Origin of the sequence: Pseudomonas hormoni, assembly GCF_018502625.1 — a bacterium.
GTDB classification, from domain to species: Bacteria; Pseudomonadota; Gammaproteobacteria; order Pseudomonadales; family Pseudomonadaceae; genus Aquipseudomonas; species Aquipseudomonas hormoni.
On record NZ_CP075566.1, the window covers coordinates 1,991,852 to 2,008,631 of the forward strand.

The window sequence follows — 16,780 nt, forward strand, 5'->3', positions numbered from 1 at the left end:
GTCTATTAGCAATATGCGCCGATTTTTCAGATTACTGTTCATAGGCCACCTACCGGTGATTTGAGCGGTATTTCAAGCGTAAAGATTGCCCCTTTGCCTGGTCCGTCGCTATGGGCTGACAGGGTGCCCTCCATCTCCATCGCAGCCAAAGCGCAACTGTGAAGGCCGAATCCGTGACCGTCTTTGCGGGTAGTGAAACCATGGGCAAATATCTGGGCCAGGTTCTCCAGCGCAATCCCTTCGCCCTCGTCCTTCACGCAAACCCGTAAGTTGCCCTTCTCCACGACATCCACGCTCAGTGTCATCGTGCGGGATCGGTCGACCAAGTGAGCCATCGCATGCTTGGCATTACTGATCAGATTGATCAGGATCAGCAACACCTTATGCTTATCCAGCAAAAGCACAGGCACTTTGGAAAACTCCTTCACCACCGTGACTTGATCGCGCGTGAGCGCCCCTATGTGCATGCGCAGGGCTTCCTCCAGCAAATCGGTTATCTGCAACGGTTCGACGATGCTGGACACGCCCGAATAAGACTGCTGGGTGGCGAGGATATCCTTAATGTGGTCAACACTATTGGTCAAATGCCCAAGCTCTTTGACGATATTCTGTTGTTCGGTCGCCAATGCCTCTACCAGCTGGTTCAGGTAGCCCGGCAGCAACTTGCCCTTCTCGTCACGGGTCATAAAATCGCCAAGGTCCGCGGCGTGCTCGTTTATCAGTTGGACCGCCTTGTCGAGCCCTTGGGCTTTGGAGGTGTGCATCTTGCGGCTGACCAGATCGGCCGAGATGTTCACGCTATTGAGGACATTGCCGACGTTATGCAGCATGTTGTTGGCGATTTCGGCCATGCCCGCCTTGCGCGAAGCCTCAACTAACTGTTTATGTATTTGCTCCAGTTGCTCCAGTTGCTCGGTGCGTTCCTTTACGCGTTTTTCCAAATCGTCGTGGGCAATCTGGAGCGCCGCTTCCGCCTTTGCGAGCGCGGCGAAGTTGGTCGCTTGGTCTGTGCGCCACCGGTGCAACTTGCTCCAGACTAATAGCCAGGTGACGAATAAAAAGACGATGGAAAGCAGTGCCGCGGTGACGGAAAAAATCGCTTGGTTACGCTTGTCAAGTTGGCTCGCGGCGAGGTCTTCCTGAATATACTGCCCGAGCCGGAAGATCCCCTTGGCATAGATTTTTTTCTGCGCCTCATAGGCTTCGCCAAGCAAAATGGACTTTGCCTGGCTGGGCTGTCCGGCCCGAACCAGCGCGAAGGACTGATTCTCCATGTCGACTAATTTCAGATTGGCTGCGTCCGTCTGTTTGGTCACCTCGGCGCTGTCGGACAGGCTCGTGAGCTGCATCGTTTCCTTGATGATGGAATCCAGTTGGGGCTCGAACTGGCGGTATCTCCGTTCCCACTGCAAGTCGCCTGTAGTGGCCGCCATGCGAGCGGACATGGTTAGCACCTCGTCCAGGTAGACGATGCGTCCGCTCAGTTCCTGGAGGTGCAAATCGCGCAGTTGCACCGTTGTGACACTCCGAAACGAATCGAACGCGAACCAAAGCATGGTGAGCAATACCACAACCGTGAACACCAATCCGACGGCCAGCCATCTGAGCGGAAACGGGGCTCCTGTGCCAGTATCCGGGGTTGTCATGTTTTTCGGTGCACGGAGAATTTCTTGCAGGCCCGCGGCGGCAGACGGCAATGCTTGGAGTTTGTTTCCTCTCTTGGGTAGCGGCATGCTGGCATCCCTTCCGGTTGGTATGGCACTTGGTTGGCTAAGGGGACACACTGGCGCGGCTCGGCGCTTAAGGTGTGAAACGAACCGCAAGGGCCGCTTCGCCGCCAAAGAACCTATGTGAAGTCCCTCACCAGTGTAGACCGTGCGTTCGAGCTTGCTTCCAACCGACAACCTGAGCGTGCCCAGCACCAACTTTAGCCCGTCCAGTACCACCGCCCGAATGAAGAAACCGCATCGAGCCCAGGTGACGTTGCCCCAAAATTCCAGCACAGCTCATCACTGGAGTAAGGTCACGGCGAGAGCATTCACATCAGGAAAGCAGTGATGAAAAAGTTGAAGAGCACATTGCGCCTTCCCTCGGGCGATGTTTCAGCCCGTATCCCGTCCGTTACAGCCGGGCATTCGCTTTCTCCGCATTCCTCTACCCACAGTGCCAGCAGCGTTCCTTGCGGTTCGCCTGCCGTTGCCGGCGGCACTATGGGCTTACCCTGTTCCGCATGAATCCGGCCCCGCGGCCGCAGAGATGAAGCAAGTGCTCGGGCTCGATTAATTGCCATTACTCGATAAAGCTTAATCGATTAACCCCGATATAGTGGCCATTAAACATTCTGCCAAAGAAGCCTCCATGAACCTGCGATCCCTCAATATCAAGTCTCGCGCTTTCGTTTGTTTCGGATTTTTCAGTGTGCTGGTCATGGCGCTGGAAACTACCTGGCCGTGGGTGAACGCTTTCTACAGGCCATCGAGCAGAAGAACGACGCGACCATCTCCGCTCTCACCGCATCGAACGGGGAAATTAACGTATCGTCCGATGCCGTTGCCAAATCCATCGACGATCTCAGCCGGTTGACCGACAGGAAAGTCAGAGATACGGGCGCAGAAGCGCAGGCTTTGTATGCAAACACCCGCACGGTGACGCTGCTGATGATCAGCTTGGCCGTGGCCACGACCTTACTGTTGGCGTGGTTGTTCACGCGCAGCCTGATCTGGCCACTGGCGAGTGCCCTGGCGGTGGCCGAGCGTATCGCCGACAATGACTTCAGCCAGCCGGTGGCCAGCGATGGCCAGGATGAACCAGGGCGCCTGCTGGCCGCGCTGGCCACCATGCAGGCCAACTTGCGCCGGACGATGGCGCACTTAGGCGACTCGTCGAATCAATTGGCCTCGATGTCCGAAGAAATGACCGCGGTCACCGAAGATGCGCTGCACGGTATCCAGCGTCAGAACGACCAAATCATCCTGGCCGCCACGGCGATCAACCAGATGAGCGCGGCGGTGGAAGAGGTTGCGCAGAACGCCTCCCAGGCGTCCGATGCCGCGCAGGCGTCCCGCCAGTCTGCCGAAAGCGGCCGTCAACGTGTGGAGCAGACCGTCAGCGTGATCAGCGACCTGCGCGCGTCGGTGCAGACCACCGCCAGCGAAATCGACGGCCTGGCTGTCACGGTGCAGAATATCAGCGGCGTGCTGGATGTGATTCGCGCTATTGCCGACCAGACCAATCTCCTGGCGCTGAACGCGGCCATCGAACCGGCACGCGCCGGTGAAGCCGGTCTTGGCTTTGCCGTAGTGGCCGATGAAGTGCGTGCGCTAGCCCATCGGACGCAGCAGTCGACCACCGAAATCGAACAGATGGTCGAAGCCATCCAGGCCGGTTCCGGAAAAGCGGTGGGCGCCATGGGCCAGTGCCGCCAGCAGGCGCAGACCAGCCAGCAGGTGGCCGAGGCCGCAGGCCAGGCGCTGGCGACAATCATCGCATCGGTGATGCAGATCAACGAGCGCAACATCACCATCGCCAGCGCCACGGAAGAACAGGCCCAAGTGGCTCGCGAGGTGGACCGCAACCTGACCAGCATCCGCGATCTGGCCTCCCAGTCGGCGGCGGGGGCCAACCAGACCGCAGCGGCCAGCGCTGAGCTGTCGCAGGTGGCGGTGGATCTGAATCAAGTGTTGCAGCGGTTCAACCTTTAAGACCCGAGGCGCAGACCGGGGGCGACGTCCATTCCATTGGGCACAGTCCCCTGCCCGGGTACACTCCGGGTAACACACACAGAAAACGGACAGTTTTAACCATGGATCAGGCGGCCTCGCAGTGTTCAGTGTGGTTCACAGAAATGTTCCAGGGCAGCAACTCGCTCACCCGATTGATCGGGTGCTCGGCTATGTGCTCAAGCACGTAGATCAGGTACGCCTGTGGGTTCAACCCGTTTAGCTTGGCAGTTCCCACCAGGCTGTAAATCGCAGCCGCTCGTTCTCCGCCCGCATCGGAACCGGCAAACAGGTAGTTTTTGCGGCCCAGCGCGACGGCGCGCAGCGCCCGTTCGGCGGCGTTGTTGTCGATTTCGATTCGGCCGTCATTGCAGTAACGCGTCAGCGCCTGCCACCGGTTGAGGGCATAGAGGATCGCACCGCCCAATGCCGATTTTTTCGACAGTTGAGTCAGCGTCTGGTTAAGCCATGCGTGTAGTTGTTCCAGCAGCGGACTGGCCCGGCTTTGCCGAACCGCTTTTCTCTGATCTGGCGGTTGCCCCCGGATCTCGCTTTCGATGGCATACAGGGCCTCAATCCGTTGCAGCGCCTCGCTGGCAAGTGGTGAAGCCTGGTCTTTGTAGACATCGTAAAACTTGCGGCGGGAGTGAGCCCAGCAGGCGGCTTCCTGAATGGTGCCTTTAGCATAAAGCTGAGCAAAACCGGCGTAGCCGTCCGCTTGCAAAATCCCGCTGAAACTCTTGAGATGAGCGCGGGGATGTTGCCCCTTGCGATCCGGCGAGTAGGCAAACCATACCGCGGCCGGTGTTGAGTCGCCCGCAGGTCGGTCGTCCCGCACGTACGTCCACAGGCGAGCCGTTTTGGTCTTGCCGTTGCCCGGCGCAAGTACACCAATCGGCGTGTCGTCGGCATGGACTTTATGGCCGCTCATGACATGGCGTTCAAGGGCGCTGATCAGCGGCCTGAGTAATTGACTGCTCTGGCCGACCCAATCGGCCAGGGTTGAGCGCTCCAGCTCCACGCCCTCACGAGCGTAAATCTCGGATTGCCGATACAGCGGCAAATGGTCAACAAACTTGGAGACCAGCACGTGGGCCAGTAGCCCAGGGCCTGCAAGGCCTCGGGCTATCGTGCGACTCGGTGCCGGCACCTGAGCGATGTGCTCGCAGCAGCGGCAAACCAGCTTCGGGCGAACATGGCGGATCACTTTGAAACGCGCCGGGACGTACTCCAGCACCTCAGACACATCCTCGCCCAAATGACGAAGTTTCCCACCGCAGCCAGAACATTTTGATTCGGGCTGATGGACGTGAATTTCGCGAGGCAAGTGTTCAGGTAATGGCTTGCGCCGAGATACAGGGCGAGATGGCGGTTCGGTTGGCGGTGTCAGTTCAGTCTGGCTGACTTGCAACTCTTCAAGACTCAGTTGGAGCTGATCAATCATTGCGTCCAGCTGCTCGGAGCTACGACCGAACTGCATACGACGCAGTTTGGCGATCAACATTTTCAAGCGCTCAATCTCTGCCCGCTGGGCAGAGACCAGAGCCTTCAAGGCTTGAAGATCGTTAGGCAAGGAGTCGGTCGCGAGCGTCATGACCGGATGTTACTTGGGATTTTTTCAGCATGGCAAGTCAGACCGCGATGACGGGGGCTGTACGAATTGGCCTGCGCCAATCAATGCCTTCCAACAGCATCGACAACTGCGCAGCCGTCAGCGACACGCTGCCACTGGTTGCTTGCGGCCAGACGAAGCGCCCTTGTTCCAGGCGTTTGCAAAACAGGCACAACCCGTCGCCGTCCAACCACAGCAATTTAATCCGGTCACCGCGCCGTCCGCGAAAAGCAAAGATCTGACCCGAGAACGGATCGGCTTCAAGCTGAGTCTGCACCAGTGCGGCTAAACCGTCGAAGCCACGGCGCATGTCCGTGACGCCGGCGGCGATCCAGATACGGGTTCCAGCAGGAGGAGCAATCATCGCAATAACTGCTGCAAGATGAGTTGCAGAGTCTGCGGTTCTGGCGTGCCAGTGATGCGTAGCGTGGCTTTACCCACTTCAACAACCAGCTCGGAATGAAACTCGAGTTGAGACTGGGCGGCTTGCGAAACATCCGCCGACGCCTCGATCACCTGGACAGGCAAAAATGTTGCACTCTGGTTAACCGGGCCGAAGGCTCCTTCCTGATACTGGCGCCGCCAGCGAAACACCAGGTTGGCATTGACGTCATGCTCACGAGCGATCAACGACACGGAGGCACCAGGCTGAAACGTGGCCTCGACGACCTGGCGTTTGAAGTCCAACGGGAAGTTGGGGCGGCGACCGGGTCGGCGGGCTGGGGCAACGATATCCAAGATAGTGTCCACTAAAAATGATGGACACTATTTTTGCTAATTTTGGAGGCTCTCAGGAGTGGGTACTGGCCGGACGGTTACGTACTACCTTTGCTATCGACGAGAAATGTAGCAGGGGGCGTAAGTCTTGAACGTAATCCCATTTCACCGGTCAGAAACGATCAGCCGCTAAGGCGACAAAGTCTCGTCCATTGTTCCGAGGGATACGAATAGTCTGTCCGACTGATCCATGACTTCAAGACGGTTCGACTTGAGTTCATCGAATAGCTAGAGATTGCTATATGTCAGCTCAATAATCTAAAACAACTCCTCGCAAGGATGGAGGTTCGGCGCCCGCCCTCCGCTGCGCAAGGTTCTGAGTCAAGAGCGCGTTGAATTGCCCGCATGACGGTCGCATCGAGGTTTCATCAGAGCAGGATAACGACCAAACCTTCGTTGCCAAATATGTATGATCGCTCCGTTGGAAGGTGCGAGAGCCCAGGAGCTATGGCAAGGCACCTGGCGAGCTACTGCCTCTACTGTCGGCTGCACCAGCAAGGCGTGTTCGTCGGACGCTTACCGCACACCGTCAAAACGCATTCTTCACCGTTTGGTCGAGCTATTTGATTTGGGCGGGAGAAGTGGTGCGGAGGGGTAGGGTTGCGGAAATAACCGAAAAGATGCGGAAACAATCCAGAGATGGTGCAACAGGAATTGCGTACCCCAGAAACGACAAAGCCCTGAATAATCAGGGCTTTGTCGTATCAAATATGGCGGAGGCGATGGGATTCGAACTCATGGACCTGTTACAGTCGACGGTTTTCAAGACCGTTGCCTTAAACCACTCGGCCACACCTCCGTTTGCGTTGCGGGCGCCATAATACCTGAATGAAACACACTGTCAAACTCTCTGCATGGCTTGTTACAGAGCGTCTGTTATGATCTTTGCGACTGAACGTTTCAAACCAACAGGAGTGTCGCCATGCGCGAACAGGATTACGCAGTTAATAACAGCGTGCAGGCTGAGCAGCTAGAGGTTAGCCGCGTCCTGCGCAACACTTACGGCTTACTCGCACTCACCCTCGCATTCAGCGGCGTGATGGCGTTTGTCGCCCAGCAGATGCGCGTCGGCTACCCGAATATCTTCGTGGTGCTGATCGGTTTCTACGGCCTTTTCTTCCTTACCAACAAACTCCGTGATTCCGCGTGGGGCCTGGTGTCGGCGTTTGCCCTGACCGGTTTCATGGGGTTCCTGCTCGGCCCGATCCTCAACCGTTACCTGGGTATGCAGGGCGGCGCGGAAGTGGTCAGCTCGGCGTTCGCGATGACGGCGCTGGTGTTTGGCGGTCTGTCGGCTTACGTGCTGATCACTCGCAAGGACATGAGTTTCCTCGGCGGCTTCATCACCGCAGGTTTCTTCGTGTTGCTGGGTGCGACGCTGGCGAGCCTGTTCTTCCAGATCAGCGGTCTGCAACTGGCGATCAGCGCAGGTTTCGTACTGTTCTCGTCCGTCTGCATTCTGTTCCAGACCAGCGCCATCATTCATGGCGGCGAGCGTAACTACATCATGGCGACCATCAGCCTGTATGTATCGATCTACAACCTGTTCATCAGCTTGTTGCAGATCTTCGGCATCATGAGCCGCGATGATTAATCGCCAGGCTTGAAATAAAAACCCGCGAAAGCGGGTTTTTTTTGTCTGCAATTTGAGTAAAGGCTCACGCCATCGGCGGCAAACGCCGTTTGACCGGTGTTTTCTTGACGATTGCGGTGTTGGTTTCGGCGTGGGTGTTGAGGCGGTCGAGCAGGGTGTCCAGCTGTTCCATCGAGCGTACGTGCAAGCGGGCGATGAAGCAGTCGTCGCCGGTCACCTTGTCGCACTCGGTGAATTCGGGGATGGCCTGGATCTGCCGCTCCACCTCCTGCAACTGGCCCGGCAGCGGGCGGATACGCACGATGGCCTGGAGTTGATAGCCAAAGCATTTGGGATCAATCTCGACGGTGTAGCCCTTGAGCACGCCGCGTTCTTCGAGGCGGCGCAAACGCTCGGCGACGCTCGGTGAGGACAGGCCGCTGAGGTTCGCCAGGGCCTTGAGAGAACGCCGCGAGTCTTCCATCAAGGCCGTGATCAGCACCTGGTCGATATCGTCAGTCATGGCTCAACCCCCTGTAAGGCAATTAATCGAAACCGCCTTGATAAAAAAGGCAGATACCAAGTTTAGCCTGCTTTTTGCGCTGGAGAAGCCCCCCGGCGGATTGGCATACTTTGGGCTCAAACACAGGAGTCTGATGATGGACAAAACAATTCGTCACGGGTCATTCGAAATGACCGCCGCCATGCTGATCTCCGGAACCATCGGCTGGTTTGTGCTGGTGTCCGGGCAACCGGTGCTGGACGTGGTGTTCTGGCGTTGCGTGTTCGGCGCCGGCACGTTGCTGCTGATCTGCGCGGCATTCGGTTTCCTGCGTCCCGGCATTCTGACCCGCACCACCTTCCTGCTGGCCGTGCTCAGCGGCGTGGCGATTGTCGGGAACTGGGTGCTGTTGTTCGCTTCTTACTCCCGCGCCTCGATTGCCATCGGCACGGCGGTCTATAACGTTCAGCCGTTCATGCTGGTCGGGTTGGCTGCGCTGTTCCTCAACGAAAAAATCACCCTGCAGAAACTGTTCTGGCTGGGAATTTCGTTTCTGGGGATGCTGGCGATTGTCAGTGCGCATGGCGAACAGGGCGAGGGCGGCGGTGAATACCTGATAGGCATCGCGCTAGCGCTCGGGGCTGCTTTCCTTTATGCGATTGCAGCGTTGATCATCAAACGCCTGACCGGCACACCACCGCACCTGATTGCGCTGATTCAGGTCAGCACCGGCGTGTTGTTGCTCGCGCCGTTCGCGCACTTCTCGGCGTTGGCGCAAGCACCGAGCGCCTGGGCCAGCCTGGTGACACTCGGCATTGTTCACACCGGCGTGATGTATGTGCTGCTGTACGGCGCGATTCAAAAATTGCCAACGGCACTGACCGGTGCGTTGTCGTTCATCTACCCGATCGCGGCGATTTTCGTCGACTGGTTTGCCTTCGGCCATCGCCTGGAAACGCTGCAATGGATCGGTGTCGCCGCGATTCTGCTGGCCGCTGCCGGCATGCAGCAAGGTTGGAGCCTGAAGTTTCGGCGGACAGTGACGCAATAACCGGCGTCAGATATTCCAGCGCGGCGCAGTCTTGGCCAGGCGCTGGCGCATCTCGCCGATGTTGCTGGCCAGCTGCCGGATCAATAACCGGTAACCGTCCAGCGGGTTATAGACCGGTGCGTCCAGGCTTGAATCCGGCGGCAGTTCAACGGGTCGACTGAGCCGTTGCGACGCGCCGGACTTCAACGCCCGCGCCATCCCCACCAGTTGCACCCGAATCAGCCGATGCTCCGCTTTCAACGCCGATTGCAAATGCGCCATCGCGTTCGGGTCATTGGTATCCGGCCGGGTGTTACTGAGGATTTCCAGGGTACTGACGCACATCCGCAAATGACGCTGAATCGCATCGAGCTCGGTCATGGAAATCTTCACTTCCTTGGACACCGACGGCATCAGCGAGCGCAGTTGCACCATCACCGCGTTCAGGCGATTCATCAACTTCACGTGTTCGTCATCGGTGACGGGCTGGCCATTGATGATGCGCCCGTAAATCGTCGCGCAATCGCGCAGGGCATCGGCCAGGTTGTAGCGCCAGGAGTAAACCGCGTACAGCGGCAGCGCGAAGGAAAACGCCAGCGCCAGGGCAATGCCGATCAGGATATCCACGCCGCGCCACAGCCCGTCGGTCACTGGGTTATCGCCATGCCCGGCGACGATAAACACGGTGATCGCCGACAGCAGCGCCGTGTAACCTCCCTTGCCAATGGCGTGATAAGAGAAGAATCCGCAGACCACCGACATCGCAAAATAGGTCAGCCACGGCATTCCGAGCCAGGCCTGTTGCGCCACCAACAGAAGACCGACGCCGGCCCCGATCAAGGTGCCGATGGCGCGTTCGGCAGCTTTTTTGCCGATGTTGCCGTGGTGCTGCAAACCGCCGATCACCACCAACATCGTCACCGACGCCCATTCACCGTGGGGCAGGTGGATGCCGGTGGTCAGCAGGATCGTCGCCAGCAACCCCAGCGATACGCGCACGGCGTGGATCAATTTCGCATGGCGATAGCGCCGGTACGGGTCCAGTAACGGACGCAATACCCGGCGCAACAGGGGTGGCAGTCTTTGGGCTCTGAAGGTGCTCAGGCTCGTTGTCCTCAGAAGATGTAATCGGTGGTCAGGAAGCTCGAACTGCGGCCGCTGATGATTTCGCTGATCAGGTCTTTGTTGGTCTCCTGGAACTTGGTCGCGACCAGCGTGCGAATCGAAAACACCCGCAGCGCATCATGCACCGACAACGTCCCTTCGGCGGAATTCTTGCGGCCGTTGAACGGGTAGGTGTCCGGACCGCGCTGACACTGGGCGTTGAGGTTGATCCGCCCGACCTGGTTGGCGAAGGTGTCCACCAGCCGGCCGACCGCCACCGGGTTTGTGCCGAAGATACTCAGTTGCTGGCCGAAGTCCGACTCCAGGACGTAATCGATCACCGTGTCCAGATGCCGGTAAGGCACGATCGGCACCACCGGGCCGAACTGTTCTTCCTGATAGACGCGCATCTGCGGCGTCACCGGGTACAACACCGCCGGATAGAAGAACGATGCACGGGCTTCACCGCCATTGGGGTTGACCACGCGAGCACCTTTGCCGACGGCATCCGCGACCAGCGCGTGCAGATAATCGACCTTGCCCGACTCCGGCAACGGCGTCAGGGCCACGCCGCTTTCCCACGGCATGCCGGGTTTGAGGCTGGCGAGTTTGGCGTTGAATTTGTCGATGAACGCCTCGACCACGTCTTCGTGGACGAAGAGGATTTTCAGCGCGGTGCAGCGCTGGCCATTGAAGGACAAGGAACCGGTGACCGCTTCGTTTACGGCGTTGTCCAGATCCACCTCAGGCAAAACAATGCCCGGGTTTTTCGCATCCAGGCCCAGCGCGGCACGCAAGCGATGCGGTTTCGGGTGGAGTTTTTTCAGGTCGCTGGCAGCCTTGTTGGTGCCGATAAACGCAAAGATGTCGATCTTGCCGCTGGCCATCAGCGCGCTGACCGTCTCGCGGCCGCTGCCGTAGATGACGTTGATCACCCCGGCCGGGAAGCTGTCGCGGAACGCTTCCAGCAGTGGGCGAATCAACAGCACCCCAAGTTTGGCCGGCTTGAACACCACGGTGTTGCCCATGATCAGCGCCGGAATCAGCGTGGTGAAGGTTTCGTTCAGCGGGTAGTTGTAAGGTCCCATGCACAGCGCCACGCCCAGTGGAACGCGGCGGATCTGGCCCAGGGTGTCCTGCTCCAGCTCGAAACGGCTGGAGCGGCGGTCGAGTTCCTTGAGAGCGTTGATGGTGTCGACGATGTAGTCGCAGGTGCGGTCGAATTCTTTTTCCGAGTCCTTGAGGTTCTTGCCGATCTCCCACATCAGCAACTTGACCACCGCGTCGCGTTGTTCGCGCATACGACCGAGGAAGGTTTCGACGTGCTGGATGCGCTCGGCCACGCGCATGGTCGGCCACAGGCCCTGGCCCCGGTCATAGGCGCGGACGGCGGCATCAAGGGCGGTCAGTGCGGTGGCGGCATCGAGCAGCGGCGTGCTGCCGAGGATGACTTGTTCATCGCCGTTTTCACCGGTCAGGTACACCGGGCTGCGGACTTGGGCGAGGGGACCTGACCAGGTTTTCAGTTCTCCATCGACCAGGTATTCACGCTGTTCGGTCTGGCCGTCGAGACGGTATTTTTCCGGGATGTCGCTGGAGTCGGGAAACAGGTTGCCGAGGATGTGTGCTGTGGTCATGTCGCTACTCCATGTGATGTAAGCCATGCGCTGGCGGCTTGCAGTTCAGAATTCACTTCAAAGGTTATACGCCTTATTGGTCCGACTTTTTAAGTCCGGATTTCACGAACCCGCGATCTTTTGACCTGAGAACACACAATGGCCAACGCTGCGGGTAAACTTCGCGCTCTTTCTTAAGGAGTTCATATGAGTTACTACCAGCCGGGCATTCTCGCCACCCCAGTACCGCCTCAAGCCCGTCATATGTTCTTCGCGCTGGAATCCGTCGATGCACTGCCGGCCGCGCTCGACAAGTTGGCACAGCTGGTGGACGGTAAGTCGGCAGTGGTCGGTTTCGGTGAATCCCTGGTCAAGGCGCTGCACGGGCAGATCGACGGCCTGCGGCCGTTTCCGGCGCTGACCGGCGTCGGCGTCGACAACCCGTCGACCCAACACGCGCTGTGGTGCTGGCTGCACGGCGTCGACCGTGGTGAGTTACTCAATCGCAGCAACGCCATCGAAGCCGCGCTGGCACCGGCCCTGCGTCTGGTGCAGATGAACGAAACCTTCCGCCACCTCACCGGCCACGACCTGACCGGTTACGAAGACGGCACTGAAAACCCGCACGACGAAGCCGCCGTGGCTGCCGCGCTGGTCGGTGAGGGCGCTGACGGTCTGGTCGGTGGCAGCTTCGCCGCGATCCAGCAATGGCAGCATGACCTGAAAGGCTTCCACGCCATGCCGTCCGATGAAAAGGACAACATCATGGGCCGTCGCTTGAGCGACAACGAAGAACTCGATGACGCGCCGATCTCCGCTCATGTCAAACGCACCGCCCAGGAAAGCTTCGCCCCGGAAGCGTTCGTGGTGCGCCGTTCGATGCCGTGGATCGAAGGTGATCGCGCCGGCCTGATGTTCCTGGCGTTCGGTTTTTCCCTCGATGCCTTCGAAGCGCAACTGCGCCGCATGAGCGGTCTGGAAGACGGCATCACCGACGGTTTGTACCGCATCAGCCGGCCGATCACCGGCGGTTACTACTGGTGCCCGCCGATCAAGGATGGTTATCTGAATTTGCGCGCCTTGCGCCTCGGCTAAAAACAGGGAGTGGTTATGAACGTGGTGCGCTGGGGCATGATCGGGTGTGGCAGCGTCGCTGAACGCAAGAGCGGGCCGGCCTTCTACAAGGCGCCCGGCTCGGCGTTGGTGGCGGTGATGGGGCGGCGACTGGACGCGGTGAGCGATTATGCCGCGCGCCACGGCATTGCCCGGGTCTACACCGACGCTGCAGCGCTGATCAATGATCCCGAGGTGGACGCGGTGTACATCGCCACGCCACCCGACAGTCACCACGCCTACGCCCTGAGGGTGGCCGCTGCCGGCAAACATTGCTGCGTCGAAAAACCGATGTCGCTGAATGCCGGGCAGAGCCGTGAGATGCAGGCGGTGTTTGCCGAGGCCGGGCTGCATCTTTTCGTGTCCTACTACCGGCGTTCGCTGCCGCGCTTCCAGCAAGTGCGGCAATGGCTGGAAGAGGGGCGGATCGGTGAGGTCCGGCACTTGACCTGGACGCTCACCAAGGCGCCATCGCCTGCTGATCTCGACGGCGCGGACAACTGGCGCACCGACCCGACGATTGCCGGCGGCGGATACTTTGCCGACCTCGCCAGCCATGGCTTCGATCTGTTCCAGTACCTGCTTGGCGACATCGTCGAAGTCGCCGGGTTTACCGCGCGGCAGGCTGGGTTGTATGCCGCTGAAGACGCCGTTAGCGCCAGTTGGCGGTTTGCGTCGGGGGCGATGGGGATGGGCTGCTGGAACTTCGTGGCGGACCGTCGTGAAGATAGGGTCGAACTGATCGGCAGCCAAGGCCGGATCATGTTCTCGGTGTTCGATGAGCACCCGGTGCAGCTTGAAGCGGATAAAAGCCTCAGCCTGGACATCGACAATCATCAGCATATTCAGTGGCATCACGTGCTGGGTATGAACGCCCATATCCGTGGTGAGACCAAGCATCCAGCGGTGGCCGGACAGGCGCTGAAAACCGACTGGGTGATGGACCAGATTCTCAAGCGCGGCTAAGCCATGCGCCAGGCAAGCTGCTTTTGTGGCGAGGGAGCTTGCTCCCGCTCGGCTGCGTAGCAGTCGTAATTCCTGCGTACGCGGTATGTCTGAGTGGATGCGGTTGCCTATTTTGGGGCCGCTCCGCGCCCCAGCGGGAGCAAGCTCCCTCGCCACAAAGTTCTGGTCAGGCCTGAATCAAGGTATCCGACCGGCTCTAACCTTATACCCAAACAATATTTCTCAAGCCTGCCATTAGAACTCTAAGATCACGTCATAACTCGTTATAACAAGTGATCTGCCATGACCGATAACGTTCTATCCCTAAGCAGCGTTCCCTTGCACACGCAACTGCGCGATGTCCTGCGCGCTCGCATCCTCGACGGTGAATACCCGCAAGACAGCCAGATGCCGTCCGAAAGCGAACTGGGCGCGCTGTTCAAAGTCAGTCGCATCACCGTGCGCCAGGCACTCGGTGATCTGCAGAAAGAAGGGCTGATCTTCAAGATTCACGGCAAGGGCACCTTCGTCGCCAAGCCGAAAACCTTCCAGAACGTCAGCACCCTGCAAGGCCTCGCCGAGTCCATGACCGGTCGTGGCTACGAGGTGATCAACCGCCTGCGCAGCTTCAAATTCATTGCCGCTGACAAACTCGTCGCCGAGCGTTTGCAGGTGGCCGAAGGCGAGACCGTGGCGCAGATCAAGCGGGTGCGCCTGATCAATCGCGAACCGATTTCGCTGGAAATCACCTACCTGCCAAAAGCCATCGGCGAGCGGCTGGAGAAGGCCGATCTGGTCACCCGCGACATCTTCCTGATCCTCGAAAACGACTGCGGCCTGGCCCTCGGTCATGCCGACCTGGCCATCGACGCCGTACTGGCCGACAGCGACCTGACCCAGGCGCTGAACGTCGAGGCAGGCTCGCCGATCATGCGCATCGAGCGGCTGACCCACGACGCCAGCGGCCAGCCCGTGGACTTCGAACACCTTTACTACCGCGGCGATGCGTTCCAGTACCGCCTGCGGATCGACCGGCAAAAAGGGGCGCTGGCATGACCCGAACGACACACGAACAGGAATACGACATCGTCGTCATCGGCGGCGGCACCGCAGGGCCGATGGCGGCGATCAAAGCCAAGGAGCGTAACCGCGATCTGCGGGTGCTGCTGATCGACAAGGCCAACGTCAAGCGCAGCGGCGCGATCAGCATGGGCATGGACGGCCTGAACAATGCGATCATTCCCGGCCACTCGACGCCGGAGCAGTACACCAAGGAAATCACCATCGCCAATGACGGCATCGTCAATCAGGCGGCGGTCTACGCCTATGCAACCCACAGCTTCGAAACTATCGAGCAACTGGACCGCTGGGGCGTGAAGTTCGAGAAGGACGAAACCGGCGACTACGCGGTGAAAAAGGTCCACCACATGGGCGCCTACGTGCTGCCGATGCCGGAAGGGCACGACATCAAGAAAGTCCTGTACCGCCAGTTGAAACGGGCGCGGGTCAGCATCACCAATCGCGTCGTTTGCACGCGTTTGCTGACGGATGAAGAGGGCGCGGTCAACGGCGTGATGGGCTTCGATTGCCGCACCGCCGACTTCCACGTGATCAAGGCCAAAGCCGTGATCCTGTGCTGTGGCGCGGCGGGGCGCTTGGGGTTGCCGTCTTCGGGTTACCTGATGGGCACCTACGAAAACCCGACCAATGCCGGCGACGGTTACGCCATGGCCTATCACGCCGGGGCCGAGCTATCGAACCTCGAATGCTTCCAGATCAACCCGCTGATCAAGGATTACAACGGCCCGGCCTGCGCCTATGTCACGGGTCCATTGGGCGGCTATACCGCGAACAACAAGGGCGAACGCTTCATCGAATGCGATTACTGGAGCGGCCAGATGATGTGGGAGTTCCACCAGGAACTCGAAAGCGGCAACGGTCCGGTGTTCCTCAAGCTCGATCACCTGGCCGAGGAAACCATCCAGAACATCGAAGAAATCCTGCACAGCAACGAGCGCCCGAGTCGTGGCCAGTTCCACGCCAATCGCGGCACCGATTACCGCACGCAGATGGTCGAGATGCACATCTCCGAAATCGGATTTTGCAGCGGTCACTCGGCCTCCGGCGTATGGGTCAACGAGAAAGCCGAAACCTCGGTCAAGGGTTTGTACTCGGCGGGTGACATTGCGGCGGTGCCGCACAACTACATGCTCGGTGCGTTCACCTATGGCTGGTTTGCCGGCACCAACGCGGCGGACTTCGTCGCCCAACGCGAGTTTTCAGCGGTCGATGCCCGGCAGATCGAAACGGAAAAACAGCGGGTCTACGCGCCACTGGATCGCGAGCACGGCCTGCCGCCTGCTCAAGTCGAATACAAGTTGCGGCGCTTTGTGAACGATTACCTGCAGCCGCCGAAAGTCACCAAAAAGATGCAGATCGGCCTGCAGCGTTTCAGCGATATCCAGCGCGACCTCGATCAGATCAAGGCCCACAACGCCCACGAACTGATGCGCGCCATGGAGGTCAGCATGATCCGCGACTGCGCCGAAATGGCCGCCCGGGCTTCGTTGTTCCGCGCCGAAAGTCGCTGGGGGCTTTACCACTATCGGGTCGATCACCCGCAGCGCAACGACAGCGACTGGTTCTGCCATTGCCATTTGAAGAAGGATGAAAACGGCCAGATGACCAGTTTCAAGAAAGCCGTCGAGCCTTACATCATCCCGCTGGATGCCGAAGAAATGCAGGCCTACGACCGGCTGCGCGTCGGTGCCTTTGCGGCCTGAGCTTCA

Annotated in this window: 14 protein-coding genes and 1 tRNA gene; 7 read left to right on the forward strand and 8 right to left on the reverse strand. The window is 59.2% G+C overall.

What is annotated here, in order from left to right; genetic code table 11:
- Positions 1-38: 38 nt before the first annotated feature.
- Positions 39-1,733, reverse strand: coding sequence for a sensor histidine kinase (locus tag KJF94_RS09415; protein ID WP_214382835.1), 1,695 nt, complete (start codon positions 1,731-1,733; stop codon positions 39-41).
- Positions 1,734-2,657: 924 nt separating this feature from the next.
- Between KJF94_RS09415 and KJF94_RS09420 the strand changes: the two genes are divergently transcribed.
- Complete coding sequence (locus KJF94_RS09420) at positions 2,658-3,701, forward strand: methyl-accepting chemotaxis protein (RefSeq protein WP_375379875.1); 1,044 nt, start codon at positions 2,658-2,660, stop codon at positions 3,699-3,701.
- Between the two features lie 106 nt (positions 3,702-3,807).
- Here KJF94_RS09420 and tnpC read toward each other — a convergent pair whose 3' ends face one another.
- From tnpC to KJF94_RS09440, 4 genes are all read right to left on the reverse strand, one after another.
- Positions 3,808-5,313 (reverse strand): IS66 family transposase, encoded by a 1,506-nt coding sequence (gene tnpC, locus KJF94_RS09425; protein ID WP_214382836.1) that lies wholly within the window; start codon positions 5,311-5,313, stop codon positions 3,808-3,810.
- A 37-nt stretch (positions 5,314-5,350) separates the two neighbouring features.
- Positions 5,351-5,695, reverse strand: a complete 345-nt coding sequence (gene tnpB, locus KJF94_RS09430) for an IS66 family insertion sequence element accessory protein TnpB (protein WP_214382837.1) — start codon at positions 5,693-5,695, stop codon at positions 5,351-5,353.
- The gene (tnpA, locus tag KJF94_RS30535) at positions 5,692-6,069 is read right to left on the reverse strand and encodes an IS66-like element accessory protein TnpA (RefSeq protein WP_214382838.1); all 378 of its coding nucleotides are present in this window, start codon (positions 6,067-6,069) and stop codon (positions 5,692-5,694) included. Before tnpA ends, tnpB begins: the two co-directional genes overlap by 4 nt.
- 750 nt (positions 6,070-6,819) lie before the next feature.
- Positions 6,820-6,907: transfer RNA gene (locus tag KJF94_RS09440), tRNA-Ser, on the reverse strand.
- Positions 6,908-7,030: 123 nt separating this feature from the next.
- Here KJF94_RS09440 and KJF94_RS09445 point away from each other — a divergent pair.
- Positions 7,031-7,702, forward strand: a complete 672-nt coding sequence (locus tag KJF94_RS09445; protein ID WP_017339210.1) for a Bax inhibitor-1/YccA family protein — start codon at positions 7,031-7,033, stop codon at positions 7,700-7,702.
- 64 nt (positions 7,703-7,766) lie between these two features.
- On the opposite strand, the gene KJF94_RS09450 is transcribed toward KJF94_RS09445, so the two are convergent.
- Positions 7,767-8,204 carry an Lrp/AsnC family transcriptional regulator gene (locus KJF94_RS09450; protein ID WP_008028095.1) on the reverse strand — a complete coding sequence of 146 codons (438 nt, stop codon included), beginning with the start codon at positions 8,202-8,204 and terminating at the stop codon, positions 7,767-7,769.
- Between the two features lie 136 nt (positions 8,205-8,340).
- Here KJF94_RS09450 and KJF94_RS09455 point away from each other — a divergent pair, with 136 nt between their 5' ends.
- Positions 8,341-9,234, forward strand: coding sequence for a DMT family transporter (locus KJF94_RS09455; protein ID WP_214384824.1), 894 nt, complete (start codon positions 8,341-8,343; stop codon positions 9,232-9,234).
- A 6-nt stretch (positions 9,235-9,240) separates the two neighbouring features.
- Here the strand turns inward: KJF94_RS09455 and KJF94_RS09460 are convergent, their stop codons facing one another.
- Positions 9,241-10,284 (reverse strand): FUSC family protein, encoded by a 1,044-nt coding sequence (locus KJF94_RS09460; RefSeq protein ID WP_214384825.1) that lies wholly within the window; start codon positions 10,282-10,284, stop codon positions 9,241-9,243.
- 44 nt (positions 10,285-10,328) lie between these two features.
- The gene (locus KJF94_RS09465) at positions 10,329-11,954 is read right to left on the reverse strand and encodes an NADP-dependent glyceraldehyde-3-phosphate dehydrogenase (RefSeq protein WP_214382839.1); all 1,626 of its coding nucleotides are present in this window, start codon (positions 11,952-11,954) and stop codon (positions 10,329-10,331) included.
- Between the two features lie 186 nt (positions 11,955-12,140).
- On the opposite strand from KJF94_RS09465, the gene KJF94_RS09470 reads away from it, so the two are divergent.
- From KJF94_RS09470 to KJF94_RS09485, 4 genes are all read left to right on the forward strand, one after another.
- Positions 12,141-13,028 (forward strand): Dyp-type peroxidase, encoded by an 888-nt coding sequence (locus tag KJF94_RS09470; RefSeq protein ID WP_214382840.1) that lies wholly within the window; start codon positions 12,141-12,143, stop codon positions 13,026-13,028.
- A 15-nt stretch (positions 13,029-13,043) separates the two neighbouring features.
- Positions 13,044-14,012: a Gfo/Idh/MocA family protein gene (locus tag KJF94_RS09475; protein WP_214382841.1), complete on the forward strand. Its 969-nt coding sequence runs from the start codon at positions 13,044-13,046 to the stop codon at positions 14,010-14,012.
- A gap of 282 nt (positions 14,013-14,294) precedes the next feature.
- Positions 14,295-15,047: a GntR family transcriptional regulator gene (locus tag KJF94_RS09480; protein WP_214382842.1), complete on the forward strand. Its 753-nt coding sequence runs from the start codon at positions 14,295-14,297 to the stop codon at positions 15,045-15,047.
- Positions 15,044-16,774 carry a fumarate reductase/succinate dehydrogenase flavoprotein subunit gene (locus KJF94_RS09485; protein WP_214382844.1) on the forward strand — a complete coding sequence of 577 codons (1,731 nt, stop codon included), beginning with the start codon at positions 15,044-15,046 and terminating at the stop codon, positions 16,772-16,774. The genes KJF94_RS09480 and KJF94_RS09485 overlap by 4 nt, the downstream gene beginning before the upstream one ends.
- The last annotated feature ends 6 nt before the right edge of the window (positions 16,775-16,780 follow it).

Bases quoted from the DNA above. Each gene is read 5' to 3' on its own strand.
- KJF94_RS09420 (WP_375379875.1), top strand. From the start codon at position 2,658: ATGATCAGCTTGGCCGTGGCCACGACCTTACTGTTGGCGTGGTTGTTC.
- KJF94_RS09485 (WP_214382844.1), top strand. From the start codon at position 15,044: ATGACCCGAACGACACACGAACAGGAATACGACATCGTCGTCATCGGC.
- KJF94_RS09470 (WP_214382840.1), top strand. From the start codon at position 12,141: ATGAGTTACTACCAGCCGGGCATTCTCGCCACCCCAGTACCGCCTCAA.
- tnpC (WP_214382836.1), bottom strand. From the start codon at position 5,313: ATGACGCTCGCGACCGACTCCTTGCCTAACGATCTTCAAGCCTTGAAG.
- KJF94_RS09465 (WP_214382839.1), bottom strand. From the start codon at position 11,954: ATGACCACAGCACACATCCTCGGCAACCTGTTTCCCGACTCCAGCGAC.
- tnpB (WP_214382837.1), bottom strand. From the start codon at position 5,695: ATGATTGCTCCTCCTGCTGGAACCCGTATCTGGATCGCCGCCGGCGTC.
- KJF94_RS09480 (WP_214382842.1), top strand. From the start codon at position 14,295: ATGACCGATAACGTTCTATCCCTAAGCAGCGTTCCCTTGCACACGCAA.
- KJF94_RS09450 (WP_008028095.1), bottom strand. From the start codon at position 8,204: ATGACTGACGATATCGACCAGGTGCTGATCACGGCCTTGATGGAAGAC.
- KJF94_RS09445 (WP_017339210.1), top strand. From the start codon at position 7,031: ATGCGCGAACAGGATTACGCAGTTAATAACAGCGTGCAGGCTGAGCAG.
- KJF94_RS09475 (WP_214382841.1), top strand. From the start codon at position 13,044: ATGAACGTGGTGCGCTGGGGCATGATCGGGTGTGGCAGCGTCGCTGAA.
- KJF94_RS09455 (WP_214384824.1), top strand. From the start codon at position 8,341: ATGGACAAAACAATTCGTCACGGGTCATTCGAAATGACCGCCGCCATG.
- KJF94_RS09415 (WP_214382835.1), bottom strand. From the start codon at position 1,733: ATGCCGCTACCCAAGAGAGGAAACAAACTCCAAGCATTGCCGTCTGCC.